We start from the raw sequence: 19965 nt of genomic DNA, 5'->3' as shown, positions 1-19965 counted from the left end.
TCGTACAGATGTTCGGAATTTGGTCTATGGTGGGGGTGAGGGATTAGGGAACTGATGTTCGAAGCGTGAGCGTGGGAGGTGCGTGTGCCAGGCTTCACGCATCTGCACACCGTCTCCGGGTTCTCCCTGCGCCACGGGGCCTCGCACCCGGACCGGCTGGCCGGGCGCGCCGCCGAGCGGGGCATGGACGCCCTCGCCCTCACCGACCGCGACACCCTGGCCGGCACGGTCCGCTTCGCCAAGGCCTGCGCGAAGGCGGGGGTACGCCCGCTGTTCGGCGTGGACCTGGCGGTCGCCGGGCCCGTACGGCAGGACAGCGACGTACGACGGGAGAGGCGCCGCACGCCCGTGCGCGGCGGTGCCTTCATCGACGAGTCGGCCCCCCGCGCCACCTTCCTCGCCCGGGACGGCGCCCGGGGCTGGGCCGACCTGTGCCGGATCGTCACCACCGCCCATGCCGACGGGGACGTCCCGGTGCTGCCCTGGACGGGCAACCACGGCGACGGTCTGACCGTCCTGCTCGGCCCCGCCTCCGACGTCGGCCGCGCCCTCGCCGCCGGACGCCCGGACCGCGCCGCGAAACTCCTCGGCCCCTGGCGCGAGGTGTACGGCGACGCCCTGTGCCTGGAGGCCGTCTGGCACGGCCGCGAAGGCACCGGACCCGGCTCCCTGCGGCTGGCCGCCCGCACCGTCGGCTTCGCCGCCGAACAGCGGATCCGCCCGGTCCTCAGCAACGCCGTCCGCTACGCCGACCCCGGCCAGGGCCCGGTCGCCGACATCCTGGACGCCGCCCGCCGGCTCGTCCCCGTCGACCCGGCCGGGGAACTCGACTCGGGCGAGGCCTGGCTGAAGGGCGCGGACGCCATGGCCGCGGCGGCCGAGCGGATCGTGGAGGCCGCGGGCTTCCGGAAGGACACCGCCCACCGGCTGCTGGAGCGGACCCGGGCCACGGCCGCCGCGTGCCTGGTGGACCCCGAGGACGACCTCGGCATGGGCACCGTCCACTTCCCCGAACCGCACCTCGTCGGCGCGGGCCGCCGCACCGCCCAGCGGGCGCTGGCCTCCCGGGCGGCGGTGGGCATGGTGCGGTACGGCTACACCGGCCGGCGCGCCTACTGGGAGCGGATGCACCACGAACTGGACATCATCGCCCACCACGGCTTCGCCTCCTACTTCCTCACCGTCGCCCAGGTCGTCGACGACGTACGGCACATGGGCATCCGGGTCGCCGCGCGCGGCTCCGGTGCGGGCTCCCTCGTCAACCACCTCCTCGGCATCGCGCACGCCGACCCGGTCGAGCACGGGCTCCTGATGGAGCGGTTCCTGTCGAAGGAACGGGTCGTGCTGCCCGACATCGACATCGACGTGGAGTCCGCGCGCCGGCTCGAGGTCTACCGGGCGATCATCGGCCGGTTCGGCACCGAACGGGTCGCGACGGTCGCGATGCCGGAGACCTACCGGGTCCGGCACGCCGTCCGGGACGTCGGCGCGGCCCTGTCCATGGACCCCGCCGACATCGACCGCATCGCCAAGTCCTTCCCGCACATCCGGGCCCGGGACGCCCGGGCGGCGCTCGCGGAACTGCCCGAACTCAAGGACCTGGCAGGAGAGAAGGAGAGATACGGGAAGCTGTGGGAGCTGGTCGAGGCGCTCGACGCCCTGCCGCGCGGCATCGCCATGCACCCGTGCGGGGTGCTCCTCTCCGACGCCTCCCTGCTCTCCCGTACGCCGGTCGTGCCGACCAGCGGCGAGGGGTTCCCCATGGCCCAGTTCGACAAGGACGACGTGGAGGACCTCGGCCTGCTCAAGCTGGACGTGCTGGGGGTGCGGATGCAGTCGGCGATGGCGCACGCGGTGGCCGAGGTGGAGCGGGCGACGGGGGAGCGGGTCGACCTGGACGCGGTGGCGCCGGGGGATCCGCCGACGTACCGGCTCATCCGGTCCGCCGAGACGCTGGGCTGCTTCCAGATCGAGTCGCCGGGCCAGCGCGACCTGGTGGGGCGGCTGCAGCCGGCCACCTTCCACGACCTGGTCGTCGACATCTCCCTCTTCCGGCCCGGGCCGGTCGCCGCCGACATGGTGCGGCCGTTCATCGAGGCACGGCACGGGCGGGCGCCGGTCCGTTACCCGCACCCCGACCTGGAGGAGCCGCTGAAGGGGACGTACGGGGTCGTCGTCTTCCATGAGCAGATCATCGACATCGTCGCGATCATGACCCGCTGTGGGCGCGGCGAGGCGGACCGGGTGCGGCGCGGGCTGTCCGATCCGGAGTCGCAAGGGCGGATCAAGGTGTGGTTCGCCCAGCACGCGACGGCGAACGGCTATGACGCGGAAACGATTCGGCGGACCTGGGAGATCGTCGAGGCCTTCGGGTCGTACGGCTTCTGCAAGGCGCACGCGGTCGCCTTCGCCGTCCCGACGTACCAGTCGGCGTGGCTGAAGGCGCACCACCCGGCCGCCTTCTACGCCGGGCTGCTCACCCATGACCCCGGGATGTACCCGAAGCGGTTGCTGCTGGCGGACGCGCGGCGGCGCGGGGTGCCGATCCTGCCGTTGGACGTGAACCGGTCGGGAGTCGCCCATCGTATCGAACTGGTGTCTGAATCACCTTCGGTGTGGGGGCTGCGGCTGGCCCTCTCCGACGTGTACGGCATCAGCGAGGCGGAGGCGGCACGGGTCGCGGACGGACAGCCGTACGCCTCACTCCTCGACTTCTGGGAACGGGCCCGCCCGAGCCGTCCGCTCGCCGGGCGGCTGGCACAGGTCGGCGCGTTGGACGAGTTCGGCGCCAACCGCCGTGACCTGCAACTGCACCTGACCGAGCTGCACCGGGGCGCCCGGGGCGCGGGCGGTGGTCAACTCCCCTTGGCGGGCGGGCGGAAGACGGCCTCCGCCGGGCTGCCGGACCTGTCCTTCGCCGAGCGGCTCAGCGCCGAGCTGGGTGTGCTGTCCATGGATGCCTCACGCCATCTGATGGACGACCACCGGGCCTTCCTCGGTGAACTGGGCGTGGTCCCGGCGCGGCGGCTGCGTGAGGCACGGCACGGGGAGACCGTGCTGGTCGCGGGCGCCAAGGCGGCCACCCAGACCCCGCCGATCCGGTCCGGGAAGAGGGTCATCTTCAGCACCCTGGACGACGGTACGGGCCTGGTCGACCTCGCCTTCTTCGACGACTCCCACGACGCCTGCGCGCACACCGTCTTCCACTCCTGGCTGCTGCTGGTGCGCGGAGTGGTGCAGCGGCGCGGGCCGCGCAGCCTGAGCGTGGTGGGCTCCGCCGCCTGGAACCTCGCCGAACTCGTCGAACTGCGCGCCGAGGGCGGGCTGGAGGAGGTCGCGGCCCGGCTCGCGGAGCCGGAGCCGGGGCCCGAGGTGGGCACGGGGACGGGGGAGGGGCCGGCCGGGTCCGGCGATTCGACGGGGGGCAGGCGAATCCATCTGTCCACCGGATACGAACTCCATCCGTGGGCCGATCTGCGGCCCGCGGGACAAGAGGCCTCTCAAGGGCCCTCGACGGTACGGAAGTTGTGGCACCAGAGTCCGGGGAGTGCGGGATGACCATCCTCTGCGTACGTTTCCAGCCGCCTGCGCGGCACGAGGCCGAGGCGGCCCTGCCGGGACTGCTCGGGCTGCTCGAGGAGTTCACACCGGTCGTCGAGGCGCTGCCGCCGGACGGGGCGCTGGCCGATCTGCGGGGCGCCGAACGGTACTTCGGGCGCAGCGCGGTGGAACTGGCCTCGGTGATCCGGGTCCGCGCCCTCGCGCTGTACGGCGTCGACTGCGTCATCGGCGCCGGTCCCGGCCCGATGCTGGCCCGGATGGCGCTGCGGGACGCCCGGCCGGGGCTGACCCGTGCGGTCCCGGAAGGCGCGGACCAGGTGCGGGAGTTCCTCGCCGGGAAGCCGGTCGCCGCGCTGCCCGGCGTCGGCACGGCCACCGCCCGCACCCTGTGCGAGTACGGCCTCGACACCCTCGGCCGGGTCGCCGCCGCACCCCTGTCCACCCTGCAGCGCCTGGTCGGCGCGAAGGCGGGCCGCGAGCTGCGGGAGAAGGCGAGCGGGGTCGACCGGGGCCGGGTCGTCCCGAACGCCGTCTCCCGCTCCCTGGCCGCCGAACGGCCTTTCGAACGCGACGAGTTGGACCCCGACCGGCATCGCAGGGCCCTGCTGTCCGCCGCCGGGGAGCTGGGTGCCCGGCTGCGCGCCCTGGAGAAGGTCTGCCGCACCCTGACCCTCACCGTGCGCTACGCCGACCGCACCTCCACCACCCGCAGCCGCACCCTCGGGGAGCCGACCGCGCACTCGGCGGCCCTGACGAGGACGGCGTACTCCCTGTACGAGGCGCTCGGGCTGCAGCGCGCCCGGGTCCGGGCGATCGTCCTGCGCGCGGAGGCCCTCGGCCCCGCCGACCAGGCCTCCTACCAGCTCACCTTCGACCCCGCCGACGAGAAGGTCCGCCGGGTCGAGGAGGTCGCCGACCGGGTGCGGGCCAGGTTCGGGCCGGGGGCGGTGATCCCGGGGGCGCTGGCGGCCTGAGACTCCGGGGTGCGGAACTCCGCGCCGCGCACGTCAGTTGGCCCACGGCGGGGTGATCCGCGAACCGTCGGCCAGCTCCGCCTCCAGTCCGACCGAGGTGGTGACCCACGACAGCGCGGTGTGCCCGGTCGGGTTCTCGACCGCCAGGGTCGCCCCCGGGTTGACGATCAGGGTGTCCCCGGCCGAGATCCGCTCGGTCCGGCCGTCGAGCGTGACGATCAGCTCGCCGACCAGCAGATGGAAGATCTCCTCCCGGTTCACGGTGTGCGCGGGCGCCTTCGTCCCGGCGGGGATCTCCCCGCGCCAGGCGCACAGTTCCTTGCTGCCGGTGCGGGGGGTGGCGTACGAGACGAAGCGGGCGCCGTGGATCTCGTGGGTGGTGGCCTCGGAGGAGCGGACGACGGGCATGAGGGTCTCCTTCGACATGGTCAAGTGCCTTGACTATCTAATGGTCAAGCAGCTTGACCATCACGTCAAGGGTGTTTCAATGCCCCCGTGCAGAACTCCGAGGCCATGGCCCTGTCCGCAGCCCTGCTCGCCGCCGCCGGTGAGCTGACCCAGCGCATCCACGAGGGGGTCGTGGCCCGCGGCTTCGAGGGGGTCAGGCCCGCCCATGGGTTCGCCTTCGCCCGGCTGGCCCCGGGCGGTGCCACGGTCACCGATCTCGCCGTCCATCTCGGGGTCACCAAGCAGGCGGCGAGTCAGCTCGTGGACGAGCTGGTGCGCAAGGGGTACGTCGAGCGGCGGCCGCACCCCGGCGACGCCCGGGCCCGGCTGGTCGTGCTCACCGAGCGCGGGTGGGAGTGCACCCGGGCGGCGGAGGGGGCGGCCGCGGAGGTCGTACGCGGGTGGCTGGACGTGCTGGGGGAGGGGGAGGTCCGGGCGCTGGGCGACCGGTTGGGGCGCATCGCCCCCTACGGCCCCATCAGGCCCACCTGGTGACGGATTGTCAGCCGCCCCGGCCGCCGCTTACTACCACTGGAAGTTTTTACTGACGCGTAACTTCACACATCGGCTACTCGTTCGTAACTTGATGAGTGAACAGCATCCTGGTGATCCGGATCACAGGGCGTAAGGCCATCGCACCTCCCTTGAGCCGCAAGGAGATCACCCGATGCTGCCCTGGAAGCGCCTGCTCAGACCCCTCACCGCACTACTGCTGGCAGCCGCGGCCGCCACGGCCCCCGCCTCCGCAGCCCACGCCTCCACCACCGCCGCGACCTCGTCGAGCGGCTGGAACGACTACAGCTGCAAGCCCTCCGCCGCCCACCCCCGCCCCGTCGTCCTGGTCCACGGGACCCTCGGGAACTCGATCGACAACTGGCTGTCCCTCGCCCCCTACCTCGAGGACCGGGGCTACTGCGTCTACTCCCTCGACTACGGTCAACTGCCGGGCGTCCCGCTCTTCTACGGCCTCGGCCCCATCGACAAGTCGGCCGAACAGCTCTCCGTCTTCGTCGACAAGGTGCTCTCCGCGACCGGCGCCGCCAAGGCCGACCTCGTCGGCCACTCCCAGGGCGGCATGATGCCCCGCTACTACCTGAAGTTCCTCGGCGGAGCCGCCAAGGTGAACGCCCTCGTCGGCCTCGCCCCCGACAACCACGGCGCCACCCTCAGCGGCCTCACCAACCTGCTGCCCTACTTCCCGGGCGCCGAGGACCTCATCTCCGCCGCCACCCCCGGCCTCGCCGACCAGATCCCCGGCTCGGCCTTCCTCACCAAGCTCAACGCCGGCGGCGACACCGTCCCCGGCGTCCACTACACGGTCGTCGCCACCAAGTACGACGAGGTGGCGACCCCCTGGCGCAGCCAGTACCTCAGCGGATCGGACGTGAACAACGTCCTGCTGCAGGACCTGTGCCCGCTCGACCTCTCCGAGCACGTGGCGATCGGCCTGTTCGACCGGATCGCCTTCCATGAGGTGGCCAACGCACTCGACCCGGCCCGCGCCACTCCCACCACCTGCGCGTCCGCGCTGAGCTGACCCGAAGGTCCCCCGCCGGGGCCTGTCCGGCCTGAGCCGCCGGTCAGGCCCCGGAGTCCGAACGGCCGGAGGGGAACCGGCGCGGCGGGGTGCCGGAACCAAGAAACCGTAGAAAACGCCTGCTGGGCGAGGCCTTCAGCGATCTTTAGGGTTGCCTTAAGGGAGCGCTGAGCCGCAGCTCAGGTAGCTACCGTGGGCCCCATGACGAGCGAGGAGATCCGGCCCGCCACGGCGGCCGACGTGACGGCCGTGAAGGCGGTCACCGACGCGGCGTACACGCCCTACGTCGAACGCATCGGCGTCTTACCGCTGCCCATGCGGGCGGACCACGCGGCGGAGGTGGCCGCGGGGAAGGTGTTCGTGACCGGGGAGCCGGTCGTGGGCCTGGTGGTCGTCGAGGCGTTCCCCGACCATCTGTTCCTCGACAGCATCGCCGTGCGCCCCGACGCCCACGGCAGGGGCGTCGGGCGGCGGCTGCTGCACTTCGTGGACGCCCACGCGCGTGCGCTCGGCCTGCCCGAGGTCAGGCTCTACACGAACGTGCTGATGTGGGAGAACCAGAAGATCTACCCGAAGTACGGCTACGAGCTGGTCGGACGGCGCGTCGACGGCGGCTACGACCGGCTCCACTACCGCAAGCGGCTCGACTGAGCGGGCCGCAGGGCCGTCTCACCCGTCCGGCCACCAGGTGCGCGCGATGTCCTTTCGCACCTCGGGGCGCCCGGCGGGGCGCTCGTCCGCCTCTTCCCGGATCCGGCGGGAGTCCGTCTTCTTCAGGGGCTTCTGCACGGTAGTGCGGCGCATGTCTGCCTCCTTCAGGGCTACCGGGTTCCGTGATCCCACGGAGGTGGACCCTTTCCGGGAGGGTTCCTCATCGAACCTCGCGTTGTCAGTGGCGGGTGTCACGATTCGAGTGTCAGTGGCAGGTGTCACTCTGGGGCACACGGGGTGGAAAGGTGACGAAATGACTTCAGCGCGTGTCGACTGGGACGCGGAGGCGGCGAGATTCGACGAGGAGCCGGATCACGGACTGCGCGATCCCGGCGTCCGGGCCGCCTGGGCGGAGCGGCTGCTCGACTGGCTCCCGGAGCGCGCCGGCGACGTCCTCGACCTCGGCTGCGGCACCGGGAGCCTCTCGCTCCTCGCCGCCGAACAGGGACACCGGGTCACCGGGGTCGATCTGTCCGCGCCGATGATCGAGCGGGCCCGCGCCAAACTCGCCGGGCGGGACGCGGTGTTCCTCCTCGGTGACGCGGCGGCGCCGCCGGTCGGCGAACAGCGCTTCGACACCGTGCTCGTCCGCCATGTGCTGTGGGCCCTGCCCGACCCCGCCCGGGTCCTGCGGCACTGGCGGAGCCTGCTGCGGCCCGGCGGGCGCCTCGTCCTGGTGGAGGGCGTCTGGGGGACGGTCACCCCGGCCGGCATACCGGCGGACCGCCTCACCACCCTCCTCGCCCCGCTCGCCGGGCACACCCGCCTGGAGCGGCTCTCGGACGACCCGCGCCTGTGGGGCGGGCCGGTGGAGGACGAGCGGTACGCGGTGGTGGCCACGGTGTGAGCGGCCCGCTACGCCAGCAGGGACTCCAGGCCGCCTTCGACGGACGCGAACGCCTCCAGTTCGTCGAGGGCGGTCACCGCGGAGGCCGCTGCCGCGGGGTCCCGCTCGGCCAGACCGCTCTCGGCGAACTCGTCCTCGTCCAGCCGCCGTACGTCCGTGCCGTCGGCGGAGCGCCACAGGTCCAGGTCGAGATCCTCCACGACCAGCTCGCCCCGCTCCCCGCCGGAGAACACGGCCGGGCGGGTGACATCGCAGTACCAGCCCTTCAGGGCACCGGACGCGGCCCGCACCTCCTTCACCGCGTACCACCGGTCCCGCCAGTAGTACTCGGTGAAGACGTCACCGGCCTCGAACCGGACGAAGCCGAAGTCCCGCACCCCGTCACCGGCCCACGGGGCGCGTACGGCGATGCGCGTGCCGTCGTCCGACAGCAGCTCCGCCGTGTAACGGATCTTCGTACGGCCGCCCTTGACCAGGACGACCTCCACCGGGTGGGCCGGGTCAGCCGACTGCGCGGACATAACGCACCTCCGTCGCGCGGATCTCGTATCCGAACCACTTGTTGATCGCCAGCATCGGCCCGTTGTCCGCGTCGTTGCCGGTGTACGCCTCCGTGTACCCCGCGGCGCGGGCGCGGTGCAGGGAGTGGTTCTTGACGAGCTTGGCCAGACCCCGGCCGCGGTGGTCGCGGACGGTCCCGGTCATGCCCGTGCCGTAGCGGCCGACGCCGTCGGTGTGGGCCACGCTGAAGGCGACCGGGCGCCCGTCCGCGACGGCGACCGAGGTCAGCGCCCGGTCGAGATGGGGGTGCTGCCAGTACTCCGCCACCCAGGCCTCGTAGTCGGTGAACTCGGTGCCCACATCCCCCGGTTCGTCGGAACCCGCCTCCGCGTCCAGGGCGAACAGCGGACGCGGGTCGTCCGCGAAGTCGGCGGCCGTGCGCAGCTCGATGCCCGGCGGGGGATCCTGGAGCGGCGGCAGCACGGTGTGCGCCAGGTCCAGCACCAGGAAGTGCGCGGAGCGGCTGGCGCGGTAGCCGTGCCGTTCGGCGAAGGCGCGGTTGCCGGGCCCGTCCGTGACCCAGGCGTACAGGTGCGTCGCCCCGTGCGCCGTCAGGTGCTCCTCGGCGGCGCGCACCAGCAGCCCGCCCGCGCCTCGGCCGGTGCGTTCCGGATCCACATAGATGTTGAGCTGGCCCTGGCCGGGCTCGGGGCTGTCCTGGGCGAGGGACACCTGGGCGGTGCCGATGATCTCGCCGTCCTCCTCGGCGACGAGCAGGCGCAGACAGTCGCGCAGATGGGGCAGCGCGAGAGCGTGACGTACGGACTCCGGGCTGAGGAAGACGTACGGCAGAGCGGCGTGCCGGACCCGGATGAAGCCCTCGATCTCGGCAGTCGCGTCGGGTCGCAGATCGCGCACGATGACGGTCATGTGAGCGCACGCTACGGGCGTTGTGCGGGCGCGTGCCTCCCATTTTTCGCCGGGTTTCCCGCTGGGCTTTTCCGCCGGGTGGGGGACAATCGGGCCGTGACCTTGAAGATCCACATCGATGACAGCGCCGCGCCGTACGAGCAGGTGCGGGCGCAGATCGCCGAACAGGCCCGGTCCGGGGCGCTCCCGGTGGGGTACCGGCTGCCCACGGTGCGGGGGCTCGCCGAGTCGCTGGGGCTGGCGGCGAACACCGTGGCCAAGGCCTACCGGGCGCTGGAGACGGACGGCGTGATCGAGACCCGGGGGCGCCACGGGACCTTCGTGGCCGCGGCGGGCTCGGCCGCGGAGCGCGAGGCCGCGCTCGCCGCGCAGGCCTATGCCGAGCGGGTGGTGCGGCTGGGGCTGACCGAGGAGCAGGCGTCGGCCGCCGTGCGGGACGCCCTGCGGGCGGCCTATCAGGGATGACCGACGGGTCAGCGTGAGCGGGTGGCCAGCGCCCGGGGGGTGCGGGTCACCGGCAGGCCCGCCCGCCGGGCCGTTCTGCCGAACAGGGCCGCGTCGCCCACCGCCGCGCCGCCCGGGTCGTTGTTGAAGTAGGCGTACACGTCGTCGTGCGCGGACCAGGTCGTCGCGATGCGGTCGATCCAGGTCTCCAGGGCGTGCTGGCCGTAGCGCGGCCAGGGGCTGGCGCGGCCCTCGTGGAAGCGGACATAGCCCCACTCGGCGGTCCGCCACAGCGGGGTGGCCGGACGGGACTCCACGTCCGCCCAGCACAGGGCCGCGCCCCGGGCCCGCAGCACCTCGCGGACCGGGGGGATCCACCAGGAGGGGTGGCGCGGCTCGACGGCCACCCGGGTGCCGGCGGGGAAGCGGGACAGACAGGTGTCCAGCAGCTCGGGATCGGCGCGCAGGGTCGGCGGCAGCTGGAGCAGCACGGGACCCAGCCGGGCGCCGAGGCCGGCCGCATGGTCCATCAGGCGGTGCACCGGCTCCGCCGGGTCGCGCAGCCGCTTGATGTGGGTCAGATAGCGGCTCGCCTTGACCGCGACCACGAAGTCCGGCGGGACCCGCCCGGCCCAGGACGCGAAGGTGTCCCGGGACGGCAGCCGGTAGAAGGCGTTGTTGATCTCGACGGTGGCGAAATGCTCGGCGTACTCCTCCAGCCACCGGCGCACGGGCACGTCCGCCGGGTACAGGACCTCACGCCAGTCCTTGTACTGCCAGCCGGACGTGCCGACGTACAGGGTCATACCTCCATGAAAGCACCTGCGGACAGCGCCTACAGATACAGCCCCGCGTCCGCGCGGCCCCTGGGCTCCGGCAGCGCGGTCGGGGACGTGCCCCGCCGCAGCGCGTACAGCTCCGCCAGGGTCGCCCCCTCGCGGCCGATCCCCTCCTCGGCGCCCAGCCAGCCGACCGCCTCCGCGCGGGTCAGCGGGCCGACCTCGATCCGGGCGAGACAGCGGCCCGGGCGGACGACGGCCGGGTGGAGGCGCTCCAGGTCCTCGTTGGTGGTGACGCCCACCAGCACGTTGCGGCCCTGGCCGAGCAGGCCGTCGGTGAGGTTGAGCAGCCGGGACAGCGCCTGGCCGGCCGTGTGCTTGGCCTCGCCGCGGATCAGTTCGTCGCAGTCCTCCAGCAGGAGCAGACGCCAGCGGCCCTTGCCCGCCGCGTCCTCCTCGCCGATCGCGATGTCCATCAGATAGCCCACGTCGGAGAAGAGCCGCTCGGGGTCCAGGACGCAGTCCACCTGGCACCAGTCCCGCCAGGACCGGGCCAGCGTGCGCAGCGCCGAGGTCTTGCCGGTGCCGGGCGGGCCGTGCAGCAGGAGCAGCCGGCCGGCGATGTCCTCCGGGGTGGTCGCCATCAGCCGGTCCAGGGCCTCGGCGACGGGGGCCGTGTAGTTGGGGCGGATCTCCTCCCAGGTGCCGGCGGAGATCTGGCGGGTGGTGCGGTGCGGGCCGCGCCGCGGGGAGACGTACCAGAACCCCATCGTCACGTTCTCCGGCTGGGGTTCGGGCTCGTCCGCCGCGCCGTCGGTGGCCTCGTCCAGCACCTTCGAGGCGAGTTCGGCGCTGGTCGCGGTGACCGTGACGTCGGCGCCGCGGTTCCAGCGGGAGACCAGCAGCGTCCAGCCGTCGCCCTCGGCGAGCGTCGCGCTGCGGTCGTCGTCGCGGGCCACGCGCAGCACGCGGGCCTGCGGCGGCAGCAGGGTCGCGCCGGAGCGTACGCGGTCGATGTTCACCGCGTGCGAGTACGGCTGCTCGCCCGTCGCGAAGCGGCCGAGGAACAGCGCGTCGACGACGTCGGACGGGGAGTCGGAGTCGTCGACGGTGAGCCGGATCGGCAGAGCCTCGTGTGGGTGCGCAGACATGCCCGCCATGATCCGGCACGAGGCCGCCCCGTGCACCCGGTTTCCGAGGTGCGCGCGGTGTGTCGGTGATGTGCGGAAGGTGTTGAAAAGGTGTCAATAAGCCTGCCGTGGCCACGTGGTCGGGCCCGGAAAGTCTTGGCATGGACACTTCCCGTCAACGCGCGTGGTTGCTACGACGGTTGGGGCAGAGATCCTGCTAAAGGGAGGTTCCATGAGACGTTCCCGACTTGTCGTATTCCTGAGCTCACTCCTCCTCGCCACCGCCGCCGCCCTCACCGGGGCGAGCGCCGCCCACGCGTCCCAACTCGCCGCGAGCGGCGGCTATGTGGCGCTCGGCGACTCCTACTCCTCCGGAGTCGGCGCGGGCAGCTACATCAGCTCCAGCGGCAGCTGCAAGCGCAGCACCAAGGCGTACCCCTACCTCTGGAACGCCGCCCACTCACCCTCCTCGTTCACGTTCGCCGCCTGCTCGGGCGCCCGAACGGATGAAGTTCTGGCGAGTCAGCTCGGCGGCCTGAACTCCTCGACCGGCCTCGTCTCGATCAGCGTCGGCGGCAACGACGCGGGCTTCGCCGACGTCATGACGACCTGTGTCACCAGCTCCGACAGCACCTGCGTCAGCCGCATCAACACGGCCCGGGCGTACGTCGACTCGACCCTCCCCGGCAAGCTCGACACCGTCTACTCGGCCATCAGCTCCAAGGCCCCCAACGCCGAGGTCGTCGTCCTCGGCTACCCCCGCTTCTACAAGCTCGGCACGGTTTGCCTCGGCCTGTCCGAGACCAAGCGCTCCGCCATCAACAACGCGGCCGACTACCTCGACGCCGCAGTCGCCCGCCGCGCCGCCGCGCACGGCTTCACCTTCGGCGACGTCCGTACGACGTTCAGCGGCCACGAGATCTGCTCCGGCAGCTCCTGGCTGCACAGCCTCAACCTGCTCAACATCGGCGAGTCCTACCACCCGACCGCCTCCGGCCAGTCGGGTGGCTATCTGCCGGTGCTCACCAGCGCTGCCTGATCACTCACTGGGTGAGGACGAGGGGGAGGCCCCGCCCGTCGGGGTCTCCCCCTCGCAGGTGACCGAGAACGGCACATACGCGGAGGTCGCCTTCACCGGATCGCTCACCTCGACCCGGATCGCGTTCTCGTACGTCCCGCTCTGCGCGTACGTCGACAGCACCACCTTGTCCTGCTTCGACTTCCCGCCGCCCGACGGGAACTCGAGCGTCTTCCAGGTCTGGCCGGACAGCTCGCCGTCCTTCGCCACCCAGCGGTAGGTCACCGTGGCGGGCAGCCGCCCCACCGTGATCGTGGCCGTGAAGGCCGGCGCGGAGTCGTTCGGCGGCGGACAGGAACCGCGGTAGTCCGTGTTCGCGCCGGTGACGGAGACCGAGACGGTCTGCTGCGGCGCGGCCGACGAGGCGCTGCGGCTCGGGCTCGGCGAATCGCTCGGCGACTCGCTGCTCTTCTGCGGGGACGGCGTGGAACTCAGCCCCTGTGTCTGGCTGTCGGTGGCCGCCCCGCCACCGCCCTTGTCGTCGTCGCCCCGGTTCAGAAGTCCGTACGTCAGCCCGGCGACCGCCAGCGCCAGCACCACCACCCCGATGACGAACACCGTGCGGTTGCGGCCCCGTTCCGCCCGGTCGTCCCCGGTGTCCGCCCACGACGGGGCGGTCTGCGGCGCCTCCTGGCGGTAGGGCTCGACCGGGGTCGGCGGCGTCGAGACGGTCGGTGCGTAGGGCGCGTACGGCGCGGAGCGGAGCGTGCCCGAGCGCGGGCTGCCTCCCGCCGCGACGAGCCGCAGATCCTGCTCGGCCTGCTCGGCCGGCAGCCGCTCCGCCGGGTCCTTGCGCAGCAGCCCCTCGATCACGGGCGCCAGCGGACCGGCCCGCCGTGGCGGCGGCAGCTCCTCGTCGACGATCGCGCGCAGGGTGCTCAGCGGGGTGTCGTGACGGAACGGCGAGTTCCCCTCGACCGCCGCGTACAGCAGCACGCCCAGCGACCACAGATCCGACTCCGGCCCCGGCGTACGCCCCAGCGCGCGTTCCGGCGCCAGGAACTCGGGGGAGCCGATGACCTCGCCGGTCATGGTCAGCGCGGAGGTGCCCTCGACGGTCGCGATGCCGAAGTCGGTGAGCACCACCCGGCCGTCGTTCGACATCAGCACATTGGCCGGTTTCACATCGCGGTGCAGCACCCCGGCCTCGTGCGCGGCCCGCAGCGCGGACAGCACCTCCGCGCCGATGTGCGCCGCGCGCGCCGGCTCCAGCGGACCCTCGGCGTCCAGCAGCTCGGCGAGCGAGATCCCACGCACGATCTCCATGACGATCCATGGCCGGCCGTCCTGCATGGCCACGTCGTACACCGTGACGACGTTCCGGTTGGCGACCCGGGCCGCGGCCCAGGCCTCCCGCTCCAGCCGGGCGTACATCCGCTCGACGTCCGAGGCCGCCAGCCCTGCCGGGGCGCGCACCTCCTTGACGGCGACCTCACGGTGCAGCACCTCGTCACGGGCCCGCCACACCGTTCCCATGCCGCCCTCGCCGAGCGGGGTCAGCAGACGGTAGCGGCCCGCGATCAGACGTTCACTGCCCGGTTCTTCGGACACGGCGTCCCCCATTCGCACATCGCATCCGGGCGAAATCCTCCGCAACCCCACAAACGTAGCTCAGCCGAGTACGGATGCGGCCCCCTTGAGCACCAGTCCGGCCCCGAGCGCCACGACGAGCAGCGCGGACCAGACGGGCAGATTGCGCCGGACGAGCGTCAGCACCGGGTGGGTCGTCCAGCGCGGCTGCCGGTCCAGGAGGCGGGTCGCCCCGGCCCCCAGCCTGACCACGGCGAACCCGGCGGCCGTCAGCGTCAGCGCCAGGCCGATGCCGTACGCGACGACGAGCAGCAGCCCGAACCAGGCGTGCCCCAGCGCCGCCGCGCCGACCAGCACCACCACGGCGGAGGGGCTGGGGACCATGCCGCCGGCGAAGCCGAGCAGGATGGTGCCGCGGAGGGTGGGGGCGACCTCGTGGGTGTGGGTGTGACCACCGTGGGTGTGCGTGTGACCGCCGTGCGCGTGGCTGTGGCCGTGCTTGTGGTCGTGGTCGTGGTCGTGAGTGTGTTCGGGGTGGTGCTCGTGTCCGTGCTCGTGCTCGTGGGGCGCGGGGGCCTTCTTCGTGAGGCTGTGCACGCGGGTGGCGGAGGCGCCGGAGAGGACGAGCTCACGGCTGGGGGTGGGTGAGTGGTCGTGCGGATGACCGTGGTCGTGGTCGTGGTCGTGGCCGTGGTCGTGCGAATGGCCGCCGTCGGGGCCGTGGCTGTGGGTGTGACCGCCGTGGCTGTGGCCGTGCCCGTGCCCGTGGCCCCGGTTGCGCCAGGCGCGGCGGGCGAGGGTGACGCCCGCGCAGAGCACCAGGGCGCCGCTCGCCAGACCCAGCCAGGCGATCACCGAGGGGGCCGCCGCCGAGCCGGCGGTGACGAGCACGCCGAGGGCGACCACGCCGAGGGTGTGGGTGATGGTCACCGACGCGGCCAGCGGCAGGACGTCCTTCATCCGGGCCTTGCCGCCCCGGGCGGCCGCCGTCGCGGCCATGATGGTCTTGCCGTGGCCCGGGGCCACCGCGTGCATCGCGCCGAGAACGATGGCGATCACCAGCGCCAGCGCGGCGAAGCCGAGGGTGAGGTCCTGGCGGGCGACGAGGTTGTCCAGCGCCCGGGTCCAGCGGTCGGCGCCCCGGGGGAGGACGGACGCGGCGGGCGCGTCCCGGTCGTCGTCCGCGGCGAGCGCCGAGCCGCCCGGGCGTACCGTCAGCGCGGCGGTCGCGGTGTCGGCGGGCGAGGAGAGCAGCTCCTTGGGGTACGTGGTCAGCTCGTCCGACACCGACTTCTCCGGTACGTCGGACTCGGTGAGCGTCATCCGGTCCCCGCGCGCGGTGATCTCGCGCCAGCCGGGGCCGGTGGAGGCGCCCTCGCTGTGGAAGGAGAGGGAGAACGTCCGCTGCTCGGGCAGCTCCGCGGTCAGCCGGCACTCCACCCGCAGGGTGTTCAGTCCGGCCTGGCCCGGCCGCAGCACCGCTTTGCTGCGGCCGGCCGTGAGGGGGACGGCTTCGCCGTCGACGGTGAGCCTGCTGCCGCTCGCGGCGCTCTCGCACCGCTGCCGGGCCCACTCGGTGGTGCCGAGCCGCTTCAGATCGGGCTTGGCCTGGGTCGCCGGGATCTCGGCGAGGTCCTCGACATGGTCGACGCGCAGCTGTCCGGGCGCGGCGACGAGACCGTCGTAGCGGTTGACGGTGAAGTTGCCGAGGGGGTGCGCGCTCGCGCTGGTGGAAGGAGCCAGCGCGAGCGCGACGCCGGCCGTGAACACGGCCGCGCAGGAGGCGAACAGACGACGGGTCCTCACTTGTCCGCCTCCAGCGTCTTGAGTGCCGTACGGGCCTCGCGGGCGCCCAGCGGGGAGAAGCCGGGGTTCAGCTTCAGCGCGGCGGCGAGATGGGTACGGGCGTCGTCGGGATGACCGGTGGCCTTCTCGATCACCCCGCGGTGGTAGAGGAAGCTCGCGTTGCGGTAGCCGGTGGCCGTGGCCTGCCGGGCGAAGGCGAGGGCCTCGGCGTCCTTGCCGTTGACGTGCAGGGCCCAGGCGAGGGCGTCCGCCGTGTGCACGGTGTGCCGGCGGGACCAGTCGTCGCGGGCCGCGCGCAGGGCGGTCGCCCCGTCCCCGTGGTCGGCGGCGGCGAGTGCGGTGTCGAGGTCGACGTTGACGCCGTTGGCGCGGGCGATCGCGGTCCAGGCGTCGACGAGGGCGTACTGGTTCTGTGCCTTCTCCTCGTCGCCCTGCGCGCCCCGGGCCTCGTACAGCTCGCCGAGGGCGACGAGCGGGCCGGGCAGCGGGTAGCGGGCGACGACGGTCTCCAGCCCCTTGATCGCCTCGGCCCGCTGTCCGCTCGCGGCCTGGGCGCGGGCCCTGCCCTCCAGCGCGGGGAGGTAGGTGTCGTCGGCGGCGAGGGCACGGGCGTAGTAGGTGAGGGCCTCCTCGTAGCGGCCCTGGTTCCAGGCGAGCTGGCCGAGCTGGGCGGCCACGTAGGAGATGTCGCCGGGCGTGGTGGACGCGGAGAGCGCCCGTTCGAGGACGCGGCGGGCGGTGGTGACGTCGCCGCGGAGTTCGTGGACGTACGCGTAGCGGGTGAACACCGGGACTCCGGGGCGCCGTTGGTCCGCGAGGTTCGCGGCCTGCTCGGCGTCGTCGTAGCGGCCGAGCTCCACGAGGGCGTCGATACGGGAGCACAGGGCGCGTTCGCTGTAGGGGTTCTCCTTCAGCGCCTTGTCCGCGTACGTCAGCGCGCCCGCGAAGTCATGGCGGGCGGCGGCGAGCGCGGCCCGGCCGGCCAGCGCCGCGTCGTTGTCCTTCTTCACGGACAGGGAACGCTTCAGGGCCTGCTCGGCCTGGGGGTAGCGGGAGGGGTCGCCCTTGGTGCGGGCCTGCTCGACGTAGGCGAGTCCGAGGGTGGCCCAGCTGCCGTAGTCCTTGGGCTGGGCGCGCAGATGGGTCTGGAGCGCGGCGATGGCGGTGTCCAGGTCACCGCTCGCGAGGAGGCCGGGGGACACGGCGGCGGCGGTGGCCACGTGGGGGGCCCGGCCGTCCCGGACGGCGCCGATCGCGATCGCCCCCGCCGTCAGTCCCACCGCCATCATCGCGGCACAGGCGCCGAGCTGCACCCGCCGCCACCGCCGGCCGGCGGCCCCGACCCGCCGCACGGCGGCCACCCGCTCGTCGACCAGGTCGAAGCCGCTGTCGGCCCCGGGGCCGGAGCCCGAGTCGACCCCGAGACCGGCGTCCACGCCGGAGACGACCTCACGGTCGGACGGACCGTCAGCGGCGGTCGTGCCGCGGTCGGCGGTGACCGCGGCGGTCGTGGCCGCCGGGTCGGAGGTGACCGCGGTGGTCGTGGTGCTGCGGTCGGGGTCGGCCTCGGTGGTGGTGGTGCTGTCGTCGGGGGACGCCTCTGTGGTCGTGGCCGCCGGGTCGGCGGTGACCGCGGTGGTCGTGGTGCTGCGGTCGGGGTCGGCCTCGGCGGTGGTGGTGCTGCGGTCGGGGCTGGCCTCGGTGGTGGTGGTGCTGCCGTCGGGGGACGCCTCTGTGGTCGTGGCCGCCGGGTCGGAGGTGACCGCGGTGGTCGTGGTGCTGCGGTCGGGGTCGGCCTCGGTGGTGGTGCTGTGGGTGGGGTGGGACTCGGTGGTCTTGTCGGAGGGGGCCTCGGCGGTGGTGTTCGTGGCGGTCGCCCCGTCCGCCGTGTTCTCCCGCAGGTCCGGGTCCGCCGCGGTGGCGTCCTCGGACATGGGTCCGGATTCCGGCCGCTCGTGCTCCGGTTCGCCGTGGTTCGTACGCGGGGACATGCCCTCTCCTAGCTCGCCTGGGGTCAATCGGCCTGCGGGTGTGGGGGGAGGGGGTGGCGCGGCCCGCGCCGTGGGGGATGAGTACGCGGGCCGCGCCAGTTCGTGGGGGGAGCGAGGCGGGCCGGGGAGCGCAGGATTCTCCACGGCCCACCGGGTGATGGGTCCGGCCGGTGCCTCAGTGGCGGCGGTACGACGGACGCTGCATCCGGCGCCACCACATGAGGGCACCGCCGATGAGCAGGATGCCCGCGGCGCCGGCGCCCGCGGACGCGGCGATCAGCGGGGTGTTCTCGGAGGTGGTGCTCAGGCCGTCACCGAGGGCGCTCTTGGTGTCGGCGCCGCTCTTCACGGTCTTGCCGCGTGAACCGGCGGTCGGCAGGCCGACGTACGGGAAGTAGTTCTGGAACTTCTTGTCGTTCTTGTCGACCGCGTCACCGAGGTCGTTCTTGGCACCGACCAGCTCACCCTCGACGACCTGGAGCGCGACGTCGATCACGTCGTCGGTGAGGCGGCGTCCGTTCGGGAAGCCCGCGGTGTCGCCGTCGAGCACACCGAGCCGCTTGGGGTCCTTCGCCGGCTTGATGGAGGTGTTGAGGCGCAGTTCCTCGGACGGCGTCACGTACGGCGGCTGGTTGAGGTCCTTGACGCCCTTGAGGAACACGTCGACGAGGTCGTTGCGCGGCTCGGCCGGCGCCTTGATCTTGAAGATCGCCTCGATGAGCTTCGGCAGCTCGGGGTTGGTGACGTTCTTCAGGAACTGGGCGTCGTCCTTGGGCTTGGACGCGTTGAACTTGTCCTTGTCCTTGATCGGGTTGACGACCTCGTTGACCAGCGGCATGCCCAGGCGCGAGACCTGCTCGTAGTAGCCCTGCGCGTTCTCGCGCTGGATCGTCGACCACATGCCGACGATCGGCTGGTCCTCGGACTCGGCGATCAGGTCGTTCGGCACCTGGAGGGCGATGGTGTTGACGTTGTAGCCCTTGAGGGTGTCCCGGCCGACCTCGGAGAGGTCACCGCCGTACAGCAGGTCGAACACGCGCAGGTCGGCGAAGAACGGGTCGTCGGCCTGGCCTGCGAACGTCTTGGCGCCGTTGGACAGCTTGTAGATCGCCTGGTCGCGCAGCTTGGAGTACTTCGGCATCGAGGCCTTGCCCACGTTGGACGGCGCCACCGGCACATCGTCCGCGAGCTTGGTCTCGTGCTCGACCTTGCCGTCCTTCTCCTTGATCAGGGTCAGGTCGTAGGTCTGGGTGACGTTCAGGTCGGGGTCGTACAGGCTGTCGACCACACCCGTGTTGTAGAGGAAGGACTTCCGGTTCTTCACGTTCGTCTTGAACGTGTAGCGGAAGACCAGGTCCTCCTTCGCGTCGCCGTTGCTGTCGATGCGGATGTCGTACTGCGCGTCCTCGGCGAACTGGTAGAAGTTCGGGCCGCCACCGGGCTCCTCGAACGGGATCACGTTCGCGATGATCGTCGTCGTGTCCGGGTGGTCCGGGCTGACGAACGCGTAGAAGTCGGTGTTGTCGTACTGAGGGGTCCCCGAGATGAGGGGAGCCTCGCGGTGGCTGGAGGCGTTCGCCGTTCCGGGGGCCAGAACGGCGACGCCGGCGGCGGTGAGCCCCCCGGCGGCGAGCGCCCCACAAATGAGAGTCGCGACGCCCTTGCGCCCCGAGCCGCTGTTGGAGATAGCTGCAGTCAT

General features: G+C 72.5%; 18 protein-coding genes. 8 read left to right on the top strand and 10 right to left on the bottom strand.

Annotation, left to right across the window (positions count from 1 at the left end):
* The first annotated feature begins 84 nt into the window (after positions 1–84).
* Both ACYQ8Q_RS10795 and ACYQ8Q_RS10790 read left to right on the top strand, forming a co-directional pair.
* Positions 85–3558 (top strand): DNA polymerase III subunit alpha, encoded by a 3474-nt coding sequence (locus ACYQ8Q_RS10795; protein ID WP_460063999.1) that lies wholly within the window; start codon positions 85–87, stop codon positions 3556–3558.
* A complete protein-coding gene (locus tag ACYQ8Q_RS10790) occupies positions 3555–4535 on the top strand; it encodes a DNA polymerase Y family protein (protein ID WP_460063996.1) in 981 nt (326 codons plus the stop codon). The genes ACYQ8Q_RS10795 and ACYQ8Q_RS10790 overlap by 4 nt, the downstream gene beginning before the upstream one ends.
* Positions 4536–4568: 33 nt before the next feature.
* Here the strand turns inward: ACYQ8Q_RS10790 and ACYQ8Q_RS10785 are convergent, their stop codons facing one another.
* A complete protein-coding gene (locus ACYQ8Q_RS10785) occupies positions 4569–4943 on the bottom strand; it encodes a cupin domain-containing protein (protein WP_460073249.1) in 375 nt (124 codons plus the stop codon).
* Between the two features lie 87 nt (positions 4944–5030).
* On the opposite strand from ACYQ8Q_RS10785, the gene ACYQ8Q_RS10780 reads away from it, so the two are divergent.
* The 3 genes from ACYQ8Q_RS10780 (at position 5031) to ACYQ8Q_RS10770 (ending at position 7170) form a co-directional block, all read left to right on the top strand.
* The gene (locus ACYQ8Q_RS10780; RefSeq protein ID WP_460063993.1) at positions 5031–5477 is read left to right on the top strand and encodes a MarR family winged helix-turn-helix transcriptional regulator; all 447 of its coding nucleotides are present in this window, start codon (positions 5031–5033) and stop codon (positions 5475–5477) included.
* A gap of 172 nt (positions 5478–5649) precedes the next feature.
* On the top strand, positions 5650–6519 hold the full coding sequence (locus tag ACYQ8Q_RS10775; protein ID WP_460063992.1) for an esterase/lipase family protein: 870 nt from the start codon (positions 5650–5652) through the stop codon (positions 6517–6519).
* Between the two features lie 201 nt (positions 6520–6720).
* Positions 6721–7170 carry a GNAT family N-acetyltransferase gene (locus tag ACYQ8Q_RS10770; RefSeq protein WP_460063989.1) on the top strand — a complete coding sequence of 150 codons (450 nt, stop codon included), beginning with the start codon at positions 6721–6723 and terminating at the stop codon, positions 7168–7170.
* Positions 7171–7188: 18 nt separating this feature from the next.
* Here ACYQ8Q_RS10770 and ACYQ8Q_RS10765 read toward each other — a convergent pair whose 3' ends face one another.
* Positions 7189–7323, bottom strand: coding sequence for a hypothetical protein (locus ACYQ8Q_RS10765; protein ID WP_133913577.1), 135 nt, complete (start codon positions 7321–7323; stop codon positions 7189–7191).
* Between the two features lie 160 nt (positions 7324–7483).
* Here ACYQ8Q_RS10765 and ACYQ8Q_RS10760 point away from each other — a divergent pair, with 160 nt between their 5' ends.
* On the top strand, positions 7484–8077 hold the full coding sequence (locus ACYQ8Q_RS10760) for a class I SAM-dependent methyltransferase (RefSeq protein ID WP_460063987.1): 594 nt from the start codon (positions 7484–7486) through the stop codon (positions 8075–8077).
* Between the two features lie 8 nt (positions 8078–8085).
* Here the strand turns inward: ACYQ8Q_RS10760 and ACYQ8Q_RS10755 are convergent, their stop codons facing one another.
* Entirely contained in the window at positions 8086–8598 is a 513-nt protein-coding gene (locus ACYQ8Q_RS10755) for a ribonuclease FAU-1 family protein (RefSeq protein ID WP_460063984.1), read from the bottom strand.
* On the bottom strand, positions 8579–9508 hold the full coding sequence (locus ACYQ8Q_RS10750; protein WP_460063981.1) for an N-acetyltransferase family protein: 930 nt from the start codon (positions 9506–9508) through the stop codon (positions 8579–8581). Before ACYQ8Q_RS10750 ends, ACYQ8Q_RS10755 begins: the two co-directional genes overlap by 20 nt.
* 96 nt (positions 9509–9604) lie before the next feature.
* On the opposite strand from ACYQ8Q_RS10750, the gene ACYQ8Q_RS10745 reads away from it, so the two are divergent.
* Complete coding sequence (locus ACYQ8Q_RS10745) at positions 9605–9973, top strand: GntR family transcriptional regulator (RefSeq protein ID WP_460063978.1); 369 nt, start codon at positions 9605–9607, stop codon at positions 9971–9973.
* 8 nt (positions 9974–9981) lie between these two features.
* Here ACYQ8Q_RS10745 and ACYQ8Q_RS10740 read toward each other — a convergent pair whose 3' ends face one another.
* Both ACYQ8Q_RS10740 and ACYQ8Q_RS10735 read right to left on the bottom strand, forming a co-directional pair.
* Complete coding sequence (locus ACYQ8Q_RS10740) at positions 9982–10758, bottom strand: DUF72 domain-containing protein (RefSeq protein ID WP_460063975.1); 777 nt, start codon at positions 10756–10758, stop codon at positions 9982–9984.
* Between the two features lie 29 nt (positions 10759–10787).
* Positions 10788–11882 carry a DUF5925 domain-containing protein gene (locus ACYQ8Q_RS10735; protein ID WP_460063972.1) on the bottom strand — a complete coding sequence of 365 codons (1095 nt, stop codon included), beginning with the start codon at positions 11880–11882 and terminating at the stop codon, positions 10788–10790.
* A gap of 211 nt (positions 11883–12093) precedes the next feature.
* Here ACYQ8Q_RS10735 and ACYQ8Q_RS10730 point away from each other — a divergent pair, with 211 nt between their 5' ends.
* On the top strand, positions 12094–12900 hold the full coding sequence (locus tag ACYQ8Q_RS10730) for an SGNH/GDSL hydrolase family protein (RefSeq protein ID WP_460063969.1): 807 nt from the start codon (positions 12094–12096) through the stop codon (positions 12898–12900).
* On the opposite strand, the gene ACYQ8Q_RS10725 is transcribed toward ACYQ8Q_RS10730, so the two are convergent.
* From ACYQ8Q_RS10725 to ACYQ8Q_RS10710, 4 genes are all read right to left on the bottom strand, one after another.
* Entirely contained in the window at positions 12901–14490 is a 1590-nt protein-coding gene (locus ACYQ8Q_RS10725; protein ID WP_460063967.1) for a serine/threonine-protein kinase, read from the bottom strand.
* 60 nt (positions 14491–14550) lie between these two features.
* Entirely contained in the window at positions 14551–16275 is a 1725-nt protein-coding gene (locus ACYQ8Q_RS10720; protein WP_460063965.1) for a nickel transporter, read from the bottom strand.
* Positions 16272–18266, bottom strand: a complete 1995-nt coding sequence (locus tag ACYQ8Q_RS10715; RefSeq protein WP_460063963.1) for a tetratricopeptide repeat protein — start codon at positions 18264–18266, stop codon at positions 16272–16274. The genes ACYQ8Q_RS10720 and ACYQ8Q_RS10715 overlap by 4 nt, the downstream gene beginning before the upstream one ends.
* Positions 18267–18441: 175 nt before the next feature.
* Positions 18442–19965: a DUF4331 domain-containing protein gene (locus ACYQ8Q_RS10710; protein WP_460063962.1), complete on the bottom strand. Its 1524-nt coding sequence runs from the start codon at positions 19963–19965 to the stop codon at positions 18442–18444.

Source organism: Streptomyces sp. YKOK-I1 (assembly GCF_054660435.1).
This window is presented reverse-complemented; position numbering and strand designations above follow the sequence as displayed.